At 38.4% G+C, this 13,941-nt stretch carries 13 protein-coding genes and 1 riboswitch; of the genes, 1 reads left to right on the top strand and 12 read right to left on the bottom strand.

The annotated features are described in order from the left end of the window. Positions 1–25: 25 nt before the first annotated feature. Positions 26–922 carry a lipoyl synthase gene (gene lipA, locus A2U94_RS09595; RefSeq protein ID WP_025909423.1) on the bottom strand — a complete coding sequence of 299 codons (897 nt, stop codon included), beginning with the start codon at positions 920–922 and terminating at the stop codon, positions 26–28. 342 nt (positions 923–1,264) lie between these two features. On the opposite strand from lipA, the gene A2U94_RS09590 reads away from it, so the two are divergent. Continuing rightward, positions 1,265–2,209 (top strand): M23 family metallopeptidase, encoded by a 945-nt coding sequence (locus tag A2U94_RS09590; RefSeq protein ID WP_231882751.1) that lies wholly within the window; start codon positions 1,265–1,267, stop codon positions 2,207–2,209. A gap of 69 nt (positions 2,210–2,278) precedes the next feature. Here A2U94_RS09590 and A2U94_RS20615 read toward each other — a convergent pair whose 3' ends face one another. The 11 genes from A2U94_RS20615 to sufD all read right to left on the bottom strand — a co-directional run bounded on the left by A2U94_RS20615 (position 2,279) and on the right by sufD (position 13,928). Continuing rightward, entirely contained in the window at positions 2,279–2,389 is a 111-nt protein-coding gene (locus A2U94_RS20615; protein WP_076512338.1) for a methionine/alanine import family NSS transporter small subunit, read from the bottom strand. Further along, on the bottom strand, positions 2,379–3,893 hold the full coding sequence (locus A2U94_RS09585) for a sodium-dependent transporter (RefSeq protein WP_025909425.1): 1,515 nt from the start codon (positions 3,891–3,893) through the stop codon (positions 2,379–2,381). Before A2U94_RS09585 ends, A2U94_RS20615 begins: the two co-directional genes overlap by 11 nt. A 227-nt stretch (positions 3,894–4,120) precedes the next feature. Continuing rightward, positions 4,121–5,701 (bottom strand): Na+/H+ antiporter NhaC family protein, encoded by a 1,581-nt coding sequence (locus tag A2U94_RS09580; RefSeq protein WP_025909426.1) that lies wholly within the window; start codon positions 5,699–5,701, stop codon positions 4,121–4,123. Positions 5,702–5,825: 124 nt separating this feature from the next. Beyond that, a riboswitch (Lysine riboswitch) is annotated at positions 5,826–6,014 on the bottom strand. Between the two features lie 70 nt (positions 6,015–6,084). Then, positions 6,085–6,840, bottom strand: a complete 756-nt coding sequence (gene yunB, locus A2U94_RS09575) for a sporulation protein YunB (protein WP_025909427.1) — start codon at positions 6,838–6,840, stop codon at positions 6,085–6,087. A gap of 69 nt (positions 6,841–6,909) precedes the next feature. Next, on the bottom strand, positions 6,910–8,007 hold the full coding sequence (locus A2U94_RS09570; RefSeq protein ID WP_025909428.1) for an HD-GYP domain-containing protein: 1,098 nt from the start codon (positions 8,005–8,007) through the stop codon (positions 6,910–6,912). 115 nt (positions 8,008–8,122) lie between these two features. After that, complete coding sequence (locus A2U94_RS09565; protein ID WP_025909429.1) at positions 8,123–8,425, bottom strand: YunC family protein; 303 nt, start codon at positions 8,423–8,425, stop codon at positions 8,123–8,125. A 148-nt stretch (positions 8,426–8,573) separates the two neighbouring features. Continuing rightward, on the bottom strand, positions 8,574–9,422 hold the full coding sequence (locus A2U94_RS09560; protein ID WP_025909430.1) for a DUF72 domain-containing protein: 849 nt from the start codon (positions 9,420–9,422) through the stop codon (positions 8,574–8,576). 102 nt (positions 9,423–9,524) lie between these two features. Next, the gene (sufB, locus tag A2U94_RS09555) at positions 9,525–10,922 is read right to left on the bottom strand and encodes a Fe-S cluster assembly protein SufB (RefSeq protein ID WP_025909431.1); all 1,398 of its coding nucleotides are present in this window, start codon (positions 10,920–10,922) and stop codon (positions 9,525–9,527) included. 54 nt (positions 10,923–10,976) lie between these two features. Then, complete coding sequence (gene sufU / locus A2U94_RS09550; RefSeq protein ID WP_025909432.1) at positions 10,977–11,411, bottom strand: Fe-S cluster assembly sulfur transfer protein SufU; 435 nt, start codon at positions 11,409–11,411, stop codon at positions 10,977–10,979. Continuing rightward, a complete protein-coding gene (locus tag A2U94_RS09545) occupies positions 11,401–12,621 on the bottom strand; it encodes a cysteine desulfurase (RefSeq protein ID WP_025909433.1) in 1,221 nt (406 codons plus the stop codon). Before A2U94_RS09545 ends, sufU begins: the two co-directional genes overlap by 11 nt. Next, positions 12,621–13,928: a Fe-S cluster assembly protein SufD gene (gene sufD / locus A2U94_RS09540; protein ID WP_025909434.1), complete on the bottom strand. Its 1,308-nt coding sequence runs from the start codon at positions 13,926–13,928 to the stop codon at positions 12,621–12,623. Before sufD ends, A2U94_RS09545 begins: the two co-directional genes overlap by 1 nt. Between the last annotated feature and the right edge of the window lie 13 nt (positions 13,929–13,941).

Here is a 13,941-nt window from a genome sequence, read left to right as displayed (position 1 = left end):
GGCGATGGAAACATCGCCTTTTTCATTACCCGTTATTTTGCTTTTGCTTTGAAGCAGCATTTACTTGTTCATCCGCATGATAAGAAGAACGCACAAGTGGACCAGCTTCAACGTGGCTAAATCCTTTAGTTAAAGCAATTTCTCTAAGCTCTTCGAATTCACTTGGGTGATAGTACTTCTGAACTTTAATATGTTTCTTTGTAGGCTGTAAATATTGACCGATTGTCATGATATCTACATTATTTGCTCGCAGGTCATCCATTGTTTCAATGATTTGCTCTTTTGTTTCTCCAAGCCCAATCATAATGCTCGATTTTGTAGGAATATCTGGCTGCATTTCTTTTGCACGACGTAAAAATTCTAATGAACGCTCGTATGTAGCTCTTGCACGCACACGAGGCGTTAATTCGCGTACTGTTTCAATGTTATGGTTTAAAATATCAGGGCGAGCATCCATTACCATGCGGAGGTTCTCTTCTACTCCACCCATATCTGAAGGTAATACTTCGATTGTCGTAAATGGATTTTTACGGCGAATAGCGCGAATTGTCTCTGCTAGTACACCTGCTCCACCGTCTTTTAGATCGTCACGCGCAACTACCGTAATAACAGCGTGCTTTAAGTTCATTAGCTGAACTGAATCTGCTACGCGTTCTGGCTCTTCCAAATCTAACTCTGTTGGTAAGCCTGTTTTCACAGCACAGAAGCGACACGCACGTGTACAAACTTGACCTAAAATCATAAAGGTAGCCGTACGACGAACTGCCCAACACTCATGAATATTAGGGCATTTTGCTTCTTCACATACCGTATTCAGATTTTTTTCACGCATCATTTTCTTTAAGTCCGTGTAGTTCTCGTTTGTGTTTAGCTTAATTTTTAGCCACTCGGGTTTGCGGACATACTCTTCCTTTGTTGCCATTAGTATCAACTCCATCAATCTAGAAAATGTCTGTAACCTATATGCTGATTGTTAAATTGTCAAATAAAAAATACACTACATGTCACTTTATCATACAAAAGAGCGATTCGACAAGCGCTCGGCACTTATTTATCTCTACTCTTTATCCTTTAATAACCGCAAATGATAGCGTTTTATTTATTGTTCATATAACCTTAACATCATTTTATTTCCATTAATTATTATTTATTAAATTTTTCATCGTTTCACAAACTAATACTATAACTTAATTAGGAAGGAGGAAGCCCATTGAAAAAATATGTGCTTTTTCTGTTATTTTTTTCACTATGCTTTTCATGTACGATTTCATCTCAGGCTGCGCCACTTTCTACCGAAGATGAAGCAGCTTTAAATACGAAGCGCATGGAATTATATCAGCAGATGGAGGCTGTGTCATCAATACCTTGGTATTACTTTGCTGGAATTGATCAATATGAACGAAACGTCCGTCGCTCTCATAAGGATATTCCAAGAGAAAAAGGTGCAATTGCTATTTATTACTCTCCAGAAAAATGGGCGGGTTCTTTAAATCCAAAGCTTAATGACCAAAACCCCTTAACCATTTCGTTATTAGGTGGTTTAGGAAAAGACGGAAACGGCGATGGGAAAGCTGATCAGTTAAATGATGAAGACATGCTTTTTACAATGGCTAATTATATTCAAACTTTTGGAACAAGCGAGGATTATATTAAAATTGCGCTATGGAGTTATTATCATCGAGCTAAAGCGGTTGATATTATCCTTGGGAACGCCAAGCTCTTTAAGACCTATGGTCGTATTGACTTAAAAGGAACCTCGTTTCCAGTGCCGATTCGATCAAACTATAGCTATCGCAGCACTTGGGGTGACGCTCGTGGATGGGGCGGAAGAAGAATTCATGAAGGAACTGATATTTTCGCTGACTATGGCGTTCCAGTCAAGTCTCCTTGCTATGGTATAATCGAACTAAAAGGTTGGAATAAATATGGTGGCTGGCGTATTGGAATTCGAGACCTGAATAATAATTATCACTACCTAGCACATTTAAGTGGATTTGCTAAAGATTTAAAAACGGGACAGATTGTAGAACCAGGTATGGTCATTGGTGGTGTTGGTAGTTCAGGATACGGGCCTCCAGGTACATCTGGGAAATTTCCACCTCATTTACATTACGGTATGTACAAAGATAACGGTCGAAACGAATGGTCTTTTGACCCTTATCCGCAGCTTCGGTCATGGGAAAGAATTGATCGTCAAAAGAAAAAGTAATGTACGATTTAAACAAACGTTTATTTAATATAAAAAGAGTGCTTAGAACAATGTTCTAAGCACTCTTTTTTACGCTTTACTTTCCTTTGATTTCTTCACTGCATGAATAATACTTGCTGCTAAACCGCCCCAGATGATAATCATTCCTGCAATCATCATAATTACTGAATTACTTTCCATACGTTGTATCCTCCTTCACAGAAGATAATGATTCTTTCTTCCAACTTTTAAATGATAATAGAATCCCAACAACAATCACCAAACCTGCAACTCCCCAACCAAATGGAACAATGAAACTCGTCGCATAACCTTCGTAATTTTCTGAAATATTAGTTCTCACATTATCAAACATCATGTATCCAAGAACAACTGGTGTGATTACGCTTAAGCAAATTTTCCACCAAGCACCAAGCATAATGTCAGATACGCTGTTTGCATGTTTTTGTAGATTGTTTAGTTCACGGAATACCCAAGCCACTAAGATAATTTCAACTAAACCGGCTAAAGCAACACCAAAGTTATTGATAAAATAATCCATTACATCTAAGAAGTATAACCCTCCTTGAGTAGCAAATAATAATGAAATGATAGAAGCTAAGCCCCCACCCATTAAGACAGATTTCGTACGAGATACGTTAAATTTATCTTGTACCCCCGCTACAAATGTTTCAATAATGGAAATAAGTGATGTTAAACCAGCCAATGTTAACGATCCAAAGAAAAGTAATCCGAACAGCTGATTAAACGCCGGAAACTCGTTAATAATTTGAGGGAATACAACAAATGCTAACCCTACTCCACCTGCTACTACTTCATCAATGCTCACACCTTGCTGCATTGCCATAAACCCTAAAGCACTAAATACACCAATACCGGCTAGTAATTCAAATGCTGAGTTACCAAAGCCAGTGATAAAAGCATTATTTGTTAAATCTGATTTCTTTGGTAAATAGCTAGAATAAGTAATCATAATGGCAAAACCAACAGATAAACTGAAGAAGATTTGACCATAAGCTGCCACCCAAACTTTTCCATCTGCAATAGCGCTCCAGTCTGGCTTAAAGAATGCATTCAACCCTTCCATTGCACCATCTAATGTAATAGCGCGAAGCACAATGATAAAGAATAAAACGATTAATGTTGGTAAGAAAATTTTGTTTGCTGCTTCAATTCCTTTTTTAATACCTTTTAGTAAGACACCTAAAGCTATTACCCAAACTAAAATAAGCGGTATTAGGACACCTGGTACAATGCTTCCCGTTTGACCAGGAACCTCAGCTAATTTCAAATAGTCACCGAATAAAAACCCTTCAGTATCTTGACCCCAGCTTAGCTTTAGCGAAAAGACAAAGTAAGACATGGCCCATGCAATAATCGCTGCATAGTAAACTGCAATAATAAATGAAATACCAACTTGCCACCAGCCTAGCCATTCTGCTTTTTTATTTAGTCTCGCTAGCGATAATGGCGATGATCCTCTATACTTATGTCCAATTGCAAACTCCATGATTAAGATTGGAATACCTGCTGTTAATAACGCAAATAAGTATGGTAAGAAAAATGCACCTCCACCGTTTTCATAGGCAGTCGCCGGAAACCTCCAAATATTTCCTAATCCAATTGCAGAACCTGCTGCTGCCATGATAAAACCTGCTCTCGTACCCCATTGAGGACGATTTTCCATCATAGTTTCCCCCTTACACTCTCTCTTTTCTTTTATCTCTGTCATAACCCAAAAAGTTATTTAAACTTTCTGACAATTTAGCATAGTCTGTCTTTAGAACTATCTTACGAAGAATTATAGCTATTATGCTATAGTATGTCAAAATATTTTTTATAGAAAATTTTGATAATTGGATAATTAAAAATAGAGCAGACGTTGTGAAGCGCATCTGCTCTATCTTTATTCTTCTATTTTTCTAATGATGTCTCTGTTATGTTCCCCTTTTTACGAGTTACTAAGACAAATACCACTAATAAAACCATTACTGTTCCAAGTCCTGCAGCTGTACTTTCTGTTAAACCAAGTACAATATAACCAATGATGCTAATCACAGCTGAAATAATTGCATAAGGAAGCTGTGTCATTACGTGATCAATATGATGACTTCCTGCTCCAGTTGATGACAAGATTGTTGTATCAGAAATTGGTGAACAGTGATCTCCGTAAACTGAACCAGCTAATACAGCCGCAAGAGCTGGTAATAATAATTCTGGTTCAATGTTTCCTACAATGTCACCTGCAATTGGAAGCATAATACCAAACGTTCCCCACGATGTCCCTGTTGAAAACGCCATGATGCCAGCAATAATAAATAGTACCACTGGTAAGAAGGCAATATTTAAATTAGAACTCTCCACAATTCCTGCTAAGAATTCTCCTGATTTCAACTGACCAATCAAATCTCCAATCATCCAAGCAAGCAGCAAAATATAAATAGCGGGTAGCATCGATTTGATTCCTGCTACTATGCCCTTACCAAGCACCGAATTAGACAGTTCATTCGATTGTCTTGTACGTGCGATAAATAATACTAGCGTTACAACAAGGCCTGATAAACCACCAATCATTAATGAATTAGGTACATTCGTATTCTCAAACATTGTAAAGATTGTAGCTTGACCTTCAGTTGCTTGATAGCCTGTCCATAACATCGCACCAATTGTCCCAATCATCAATACAATAATTGGTAAGATCAAATCGAATACACGACCATTTTCACTAACTGGTAAATCTTCTTTTAACTCTCCTGGTACTGCACCTTTTTCTGGGTCCGTTACTTCTCCAGTACGAATCGCACGCTCTTCGTGTTTTTTCATTGGTCCGATGTTAATATCAAAAACACTCACCACGAATACCATAATTAATGCGGTAAATACATAAAAATTCATCGGTATCATCTGTACAAATGCCGAAAATGCTGACACATTACTCATCCCGTGTGCAGCTAGAATTGAACCTACAACCGTAATAATATAGGCACCCCAACTTGAGAACGGTGCAATCACACATACCGGAGCTGAAGTTGAATCAATTAAATAAGCAAGCTTCGCTCTTGATACCCGCTGTCGATCTGTTACCGGGCGACTTACTTGTCCAACAGCTAGTGCATTAAAATAATCATCAATAAAGATAATAATTCCTAACACAGCTGTTAATAGATGAGCTCCACGACGCGTTTTAATACGTTGTAAAGCCCATTCTCCAAAAGCACGGCTTCCTCCAATGATTGAGATAAAAGCCGTAATAACACCTAAAATTAAAAGGAAAAGCAAAATGAATAGATTTGAAGTATTAAGTGCGCCGTCCGCGTAGAAAATTGTAGCAAAGCTTCCCCAAATCTTTTGAATCGTTTCTCCAACTGAAAACTCCGTTAACACTAATCCACCTGCTAAAATCCCTACTCCTAGGGAAAGCAGTACTTTACGTGTTAAAACAACCATTAATATGGCAATCAATGGTGGTAATAACGAAAAAATAGTTCCTTCCATGATATCCTCCTAATATAAGCCTGTTTAAATCTAGGAGGACTACTTATAAAGAAAAAAACGCAAAAAAGAGCAATGATAGAAAATAACTATCATTACTCTTTGTAATGTTATGTTATCCTCCATCACGATCAGTAGCCCTCCATCATGAAAACAAGCGTATTTTCATAATGACAGTGTTACCCTTTTTCAAGGTAACCCCAGAAAAGAAAAGCTGACTCTTTTTCTTTCCTTCGGCAAAAAATCCTTTTTACTATGATCACAGTTGTCATCCTCACATAGTATACTCATACTTTTTGCATCCTCTACCTCATCGATCTGATAAGGTGATGGTATATAATTATATCTAGTACATTATATCGGTAAAGTATAAAGTTATCAACCGGCTATTTCTTCTTTAGTTCAATAGATGGAGAGGCTGAGTTAGTGCCACCGTTAAAATAATCCGGTACGTTCCCTGGAATCATCGCCATCCCTACAGGCACTGTCGCTTGAACGGTTGTCTGTTTTGTAGCAAAGGGAATAATCACCTGAACGTTAACCTGAACTTCAATTGAAATTTCTAAAAAAGCACCGTTAATTCCGTATTCCTCTATTTTCCGTACAACGTCTGATTGCACATCACCAATTGCATGAAATTTAACCGGGATTAAAGGTCCTAGATTTCCTAGTAAGGCATTGTTTGTAGCTTGCCCTAATGGAACTTGATAGACAATTCCTCGCTGCCTGAGCTTTTCATCTGGTTCAATATTAATATCCGTTGGAATCTCTAATTCTTCTAAATTTCCTTTTTCAGCTTCTCGTAAATTAGCCTGGACTAAAGATGTCGTTTGAGCTCTAATACGATTTACGACTGCCGTATCAATCTTGGCTACCTGCCCATCCGGCGTACTTTCTGTCTTAATAATATCGTTCACATCAAGTTGGTCTACCACTTGTTTATTAACGGCCTTATTAATAACAAGCGTTGCAATCTCTTTAGTCTGGGCTTCTGCATATTTCATTAAGGTTGGTTCAATTCCTCTATTAATTAACCATATTCCCGCTCCAGTAGAAAGCAGAAAAAAAACAATTGTTAGTAGTACAACATAGCGAAATGGTATAGGTCCCTTTTTCAATACTCTTCGGCGAACCCTAATCAAAAAAATCCCTCCTTACAAGCTATATGTATGCATAAACAAGGAGGGCTAACGCTATTTTCTAAAAGTTTTCTATGTTTGTTTTAAATCGTTGCTGATAATTATTAATGTAGGACTTTCTTTTAAATCAATTTCATAAGGTTTATCTAAAACCCTGCCTCCTTCTTCTTGAATAAGAATGTAAGGTCGATCACTTAGGCCTTTATTTTGCTTACTTACTATGCCTTTTCTTTGGTCATTCAGCGTTACAAAAAGACCAATAGGATAAACAGCAATTGCCCTTCTGAAAGCGCTAATCATATCTTTATCAAACTGACTTCCTGCACCCGCATACAAAATCTCTAGCCCCTCGTGAGGGAGAAGAGCGCTTCTATACACGCGATTTGACGTCACGGCATCGTACACATCCGCAATTGCGATAATTTTACTAAATAAATGAATTCGCTCTTCTTTAATTCCTAATGGATACCCTGATCCATCCAATCTTTCATGATGCTGATATGCGCAAGAGGCGGAGAGCGCAGAGACATTAGGAGTACTTCGCAATAATTCGTACCCGTATGTAGTATGCTTTTTCATTAACTTAAATTCTTCATCCGTTAATCTTCCGGGCTTGTTTAGAATATCTTGGGGAATTAACATTTTCCCTACATCATGTAGCATAGCTCCTGCACCTAGCTTCTCTAGAACAGGCTGAGTTAATCCTATTTCTTTTCCGAGTGAAAGGGCATAAAGCGTCACGTTCACAGAATGAGAAAATACATAGTTATCGTATATATATACATCCGTTAACAATGACAATACATCATTATTATTCATAATCTCATCTACTAATTGATTGCCAACCTTATGTACTTCACGAACCGATTGTTCTAAAAGTGCAACACGCGTTTTTTCATGCTTTTTTTGAAGAGAGTGAAAGACATCTTCCACTGATTCCATTGCCTTTTTCCGAAGTGAAAATGGGATGGTAGAAGTAGAATTTACAACAATATCATTTGTTCGTTTATCACCTATGTATACAAACGTAACACCTCGCTGCTGTAAACGATTAATAATAGTCTCTGTCAAAGGTATGCCTGTATTAATTAGCGTTTTTCCTGCTTCATCTAATATTGGTTTTGCTAAACATGCACCTGGGCTCAATGATTGAATTGCAACTAATTTCATAGTAACTCCCTAACTATCTATTATTTTATAATCGCTATAAAAGAGGTAGAGCATTTACTACCTCTCCATTGAATCCTTTTAGACAAAATTTGAATATAAAGGACTTTATTCCTAACTATACCATTTTTAATAAAGCTTCGCGCCCTATCATACCTGGATGAATGCCTAAACTTTCTGCTTCCACAGTAACAGACTCTAAAGGTGCATTTAAAAGATCTTCAATTGTTCGAACGCCAACTGCTCTTCCGGCAATGATTTGTCTACTGACCAGCTTTTCATTTAAAAGGCCAACGTCTAATGCTCCACACATAATATATCCTTTATCGGAAGAGACTGTTAAAAGCGTTGTTTTTGGAAGCAGTACGGTAACCGCATTGAACGTATGACCATTAATAACAACAGGTTCTAATGTAATCAAATTCCCCACTCCTTTCTTAATCAAGGTATGATGATTTTCAAAAAGAGTGAGCTTTAGGGCGTTTTTTTATAATTATACAATAAAGCACATACTTTGTTTCTAACTTAATTGTTTAAGACGGTATGCGCTCATCAATCTGTTTTAGCAGTCAATCAAATAAATTTAACTGTTTAGGTGCCAAATCGGTATACCGAATGTCAAGCAAATGAATTAATTCCTTAGCATTATCAACCGCGTCTCCGCCTGAATTGTTGTTAAAAACGATGTAAATATCTTTCGTCTGCTGCTTTAATTCTTCAATACGATGCTTCCATTCAAGTAATTCTTGGTGATTATAACGATACAAAAAGCGAATTTTACGCCAGTTAGGGTCTCCACTTTTATTCCAACCGTGAACGTTTCGACCATGAAATCGAATCAGCGTTTTCTCAGCACTCGTAGGATGTAAAACGGTCGGCACAGACCCTTCACCTGCTTGTGGCTCATCACAAATGCCGTGAATCCATTTCTCTTTTTCCATAAACATAAGTGTCTTATCATGCCACTGTGGCGTAAACCAAGACTGGTTACGAAACTCTAACGTAACGGGTAAATCACCGAATTTTTCACGGCTGTATCGCAAATAATTAACATTTTCTTTCGTACAATTAAACCAGGGCGGCATTTGGAACAAAATCATTGCAAGTTTATTCGCTTTTACGTAAGGAGTCACAGAATCCATAAATGCATCAAACATCTCGTCTTTGCTATCAAACGGTATTTCATTCCGCATATGCCCTGTCATACCCTGATAAGCTTTGACAACGAATTGAAACGAATCGGGGGTATCTGCTACCCACTTTTCGACCGTTGTTTTAGGCTGAATAGCATAAAAAGATGCATCTACTTCAACTGTTGGAAAGTGACCTGCGTATACAGCGAGCTTATCTCGCGCAGGCACGCCCGTTTCATATAAAGATGAATGATCTCCCCACCCTGTTACGCCTACGTATATCACAAAATCCCTCCAATATGTATCAAACTGTGCACCTATTATTTTAATACAAACTCATGAAAAAAACTCGCTTGTATATACAAGCGAGTTTAAAAAAATCATTTATTACCCGATAGATCCTTCCATCTCAAACTTGATTAGACGGTTCATTTCTACCGCATACTCCATTGGAAGTTCTTTTGTAAATGGTTCGATGAAGCCCATTACGATCATTTCTGTTGCTTCTTCTTCAGAAATACCGCGGCTCATTAGATAGAATAACTGCTCTTCAGATACTTTTGAAACTTTCGCTTCGTGCTCTAAAGAGATGTTATCGTTGTAAATTTCGTTGTATGGAATTGTATCAGATGTTGATTGATTATCCATAATTAACGTATCACACTCGATGTTTGAACGAGCACCTTCAGCTTTGCGACCAAAGTGAACGATACCACGGTACGTTACTTTACCGCCTTGCTTCGAAATAGATTTCGAAACAATTGTAGAAGACGTATTTGGTGCTAAGTGAATCATTTTCGCACCCGCATCTTGGTGTTGGCCTTTACCCGCTAATGCAATGGATAATGTCATACCACGTGCGCCTTCACCTTTTAGGATAACAGCTGGGTATTTCATTGTTAATTTAGAACCGATGTTTCCATCAACCCATTCCATTGTTGCATTCGCTTCACATACAGCTCGCTTCGTTACTAGGTTGTATACGTTATTCGCCCAGTTTTGAATCGTTGTATAACGGCAGTATGCGTCTTTTTTAATGATGATTTCTACAACAGCACTGTGCAGAGAGTTTGTAGTATAAACCGGCGCTGTACAGCCTTCTACGTAGTGTACGTGTGCACCTTCATCTACGATGATTAGCGTACGTTCGAATTGACCCATGTTCTCAGAGTTAATACGGAAGTATGCTTGAAGTGGCGTATCTACTTTGATACCTTTTGGGACGTAGATAAATGAACCACCAGACCAAACAGCTGAGTTTAACGCAGCAAATTTGTTGTCAGTTGGCGGAATTACTTTCGCCCAGTGCTCACGGAAAATCTCTTCGTTTTCCTTTAATGCAGTATCTGTGTCTTTAAATACGATTCCTTGTGCTTCAAGGTCTTCTTTCATGTTGTGATATACAACTTCAGATTCGTACTGAGCAGATACACCAGCTAGGTATTTTTGCTCCGCTTCTGGAATACCAAGCTTATCAAACGTTTGTTTAATCTCTTCAGGAACCTCATCCCAAGAGCGCTCTGACTTCTCTGAAGGCTTTACATAGTACGTAATTTCATCAAAGTTCAGGCTAGACATATCGCCGCCCCACTGTGGCATTGGCATGCTGTAAAAATGCTCAAGTGATTTTAAGCGGAAGTCAAGCATCCACTGTGGCTCATCTTTCATGCGAGAAATTTCTTCTACAATTTCTTTTGTTAATCCTCTTTCAGAACGGAAAATAGAAACGTCCTTATCCGAGAACCCGTATTTATAATCGCCGATTTCCGGCATCTTTTTTGCCATTTGTTATTACCCCCTACTTGATAGGATTGGGAATGAACAAAGGCCTAACAGGACTTAATTCTGTTCTTTTAGGCCTTTTTCCATCGCTTTCCACGCTAATGTTGCACATTTAATACGTGCTGGAAACTTTGAAACACCTTGAAGTGCTTCAATGTCTCCTAAGTCTATACTATCATCATACTCTTTTCCTTGCATCATATCTGAGAAGATGTTCGCAAGTTCAAGAGCTGTTTCAATCTCTTGCCCTTTAATTGCCTGTGTCATCATTGAAGCAGATGACATAGAGATTGAACAGCCTTCTCCTTCAAACTTTGCATCCGTTACTTTGTCATCTTCTACTTTAAGTGATAGTTCAATACGGTCACCACACGTTGGATTATTCATTTGAATTTGAACCGTATCTTCTTCTAAAGACCCACGATTTCGAGGGTTTTTATAATGATCCATAATCACTTGACGATAAAGAGTATCTAAATTGTTAAAAGACATTTGTGAAATACTCCTTCGTTTTAATTAGTGATGACACTAATTGATCGATTTCTTCTTCTGTATTATACAAGTAGAAACTTGCACGTGCAGTTGAAGATACATTTAAATATTTCATTAACGGCTGTGCACAATGATGCCCTGCGCGTACAGCAACTCCCTCAGCATCAAGAACAGTTGCTACGTCATGCGGATGAACATCATCAAGATTAAACGTCACGACGCCAGCACGCTCTTTTGGTCCGTAGATGGTAATGCCTTCTACTTCTGAAAGACGGTCTAGTGCGTAATTTGCTAATTTATGCTCATGAGCAAGAATATTATCCAAGCCCACTTCCTCTAGAAAATCAATAGCGGCACCTAATCCAATTGCACCTGCAATAATAGGCGTTCCACCTTCGAATTTCCAAGGAAGCTCTTTCCACGTTGAATCGTATAGGTTAACGAAATCAATCATTTCGCCTCCAAATTCAACCGGCTCCATCTTTTCTAATAATTCTTTTTTTCCATACAGTACGCCAATACCTGTTGGGCCGCACATTTTATGACCAGAAAACGCAAAGAAGTCGCAGTCTAAGTCCTGTACGTCAACTTTCATATGAGGCGTACTTTGTGCACCATCTACAACCATGATTGCTCCGTGTTGGTGAGCAATTTTCGCAATTTCTTTTACCGGATTGATTGCGCCCAATACGTTAGAAACGTGCATAACCGAAACAATTTTTGTATCTGGCGTAATCGTTTCTTTAACCGTTTCTAATGAAAGAGCATGATCTTCTGTAAGATCAATATATTTTAATGTTGCTCCTGTTGCTTTTGCAACTTGCTGCCATGGAATGATGTTACTGTGATGCTCCATATACGTAATCACAATTTCATCACCAGGCTGCAAGTTGGCACGTCCGTAGCTAGCAGCAACAATATTTAACGCTGTAGTTGTTCCACGCGTAAAGATAATTTCTTCTGTTGATTTCGCATTAATGAACTTTCTTACTTTTTCACGAGCACCTTCATAGCCATCCGTAGCCATTGTACCTAGTGTATGAACACCTCTGTGTACGTTTGAGTTGTATTCTCTGTAGTACTTATTCAGTGCTTCAATCACTTGGATTGGCTTTTGAGAAGTAGCAGCGCTATCTAAGTAAACAAGCGGGTGTCCATTTACTTCTTGGTCTAAAATCGGAAACTGTTTGCGAATATCAGAAACGTTCATTATCGAACTTTCCTTTCAATTAACTCCGTTAACTGTTTTTTCACCGTTTCAACCGGAAGCTCATTTACAACTGGAGCTAAGAACCCATGAATAACTAAGCGCTCAGCTTCAACTTGTGGAATACCACGGCTCATTAAATAATAAAGCTGTAATGGATCTACGCGACCTACAGAAGCTGCATGTCCTGCCGTTACATCATCTTCATCAATTAATAAGATTGGGTTAGCATCTCCACGAGCTTTTTCGCTTAGCATTAATACGCGAGACTCTTGCTCTGCATTTGATTTAGATGCACCGTGTTCAATTTTACCAATTCCGTTAAAGATTGAAGACGCGCTATCTTTCATTACACCATGTTTTAAGATGTAACCTTCAGAATGCTTACCGAAGTGAATAATACTCGTCGTTAAGTTTTGCTTTTGCTCACCGCGACCTACTGTAACTGTTTTCGTATCACCGTATGAACCATCGCCCATTAGGTATGTGATGTTTTCAGAAACTGTGTTTCCTTCACTCATTAAGCCTAATGCCCACTCGATGCGACCGTCTTTACCAGCAACACCACGGCGATTTACGTAGCTAGTTGTTCCTTTGGCAAGGTAGTCTACCGCACCGAACGTTACTTTTGCATTGTTATTTGCAAATACTTCTGTCACAACGTTTACTACACCGTTTGACTCTTCAGAAGTAGCAATGTAGTTTTCTACATACGTAACAGAGCTATTATCTTCTGCAACCACAATAACATGGTTGAAAAGTGCTGCTTCTTCATCTTCACGTACGAAAACAGCTTGAAGTGGTTCTTTTACTTCAACGTTTTTTGGAACGTAAACAAATACGCCACCGTTAAGCAGTGCAGCGTGAAGAGCCGTTAAGCGATGCTCATCCACTTTTACACCGTCTTTCATGAAGTACTTTTGTACAAGCTCTTCGTGGTCTTTTGCAGCTGTTTGGATATCAGTAAAGATAACTCCTTGCTCTTTTAACTCATCTGTTAACGTTGCATATGCAGCTGTTTGGTCACGCTGAACGTATAAGTTTTTAACCGCTTCTGTATCAATAAGTGCTCTTACAGACTCAGGAAGCTCGTCAATTGAAGAAATTGCTTTTGCTTCAGCATCATGCTTTGAGAAATCTGTAAAGTTCCACTTTGTAATATTTGTTTTATCTGGTTTTGGTAGTGGAAGATCTTCTGCTTTCGCAAGAGCTTGTAAACGAAGATCTAACAACCATTTCGGCTCAGCAGCTTTTTCAGAAAAACTGCGAACGTACGCTTGATCAAATGGTAATTTTGTATCAATAGTCATAGAAATCCTCCTA

This window comes from Bacillus sp. VT 712 (assembly GCF_001614195.1).
Classification (GTDB): domain Bacteria; phylum Bacillota; class Bacilli; order Bacillales; family Bacillaceae_H; genus Priestia; species Priestia flexa.
This window is presented reverse-complemented; position numbering and strand designations above follow the sequence as displayed.

Coding starts and splice junctions, on each gene's coding strand:
- sufD (WP_025909434.1), bottom strand. CDS start 13,928: ATGACTATTGATACAAAATTACCATTTGATCAAGCGTACGTTCGCAGT.
- A2U94_RS09580 (WP_025909426.1), bottom strand. CDS start 5,701: ATGGAAGGAACTATTTTTTCGTTATTACCACCATTGATTGCCATATTA.
- A2U94_RS09570 (WP_025909428.1), bottom strand. CDS start 8,007: ATGAAATTAGTTGCAATTCAATCATTGAGCCCAGGTGCATGTTTAGCA.
- sufB (WP_025909431.1), bottom strand. CDS start 10,922: ATGGCAAAAAAGATGCCGGAAATCGGCGATTATAAATACGGGTTCTCG.
- lipA (WP_025909423.1), bottom strand. CDS start 922: ATGGCAACAAAGGAAGAGTATGTCCGCAAACCCGAGTGGCTAAAAATT.
- A2U94_RS09545 (WP_025909433.1), bottom strand. CDS start 12,621: ATGAACGTTTCTGATATTCGCAAACAGTTTCCGATTTTAGACCAAGAA.
- A2U94_RS20615 (WP_076512338.1), bottom strand. CDS start 2,389: ATGGAAAGTAATTCAGTAATTATGATGATTGCAGGAATGATTATCATC.
- sufU (WP_025909432.1), bottom strand. CDS start 11,411: ATGTCTTTTAACAATTTAGATACTCTTTATCGTCAAGTGATTATGGAT.
- A2U94_RS09585 (WP_025909425.1), bottom strand. CDS start 3,893: ATGGAAAATCGTCCTCAATGGGGTACGAGAGCAGGTTTTATCATGGCA.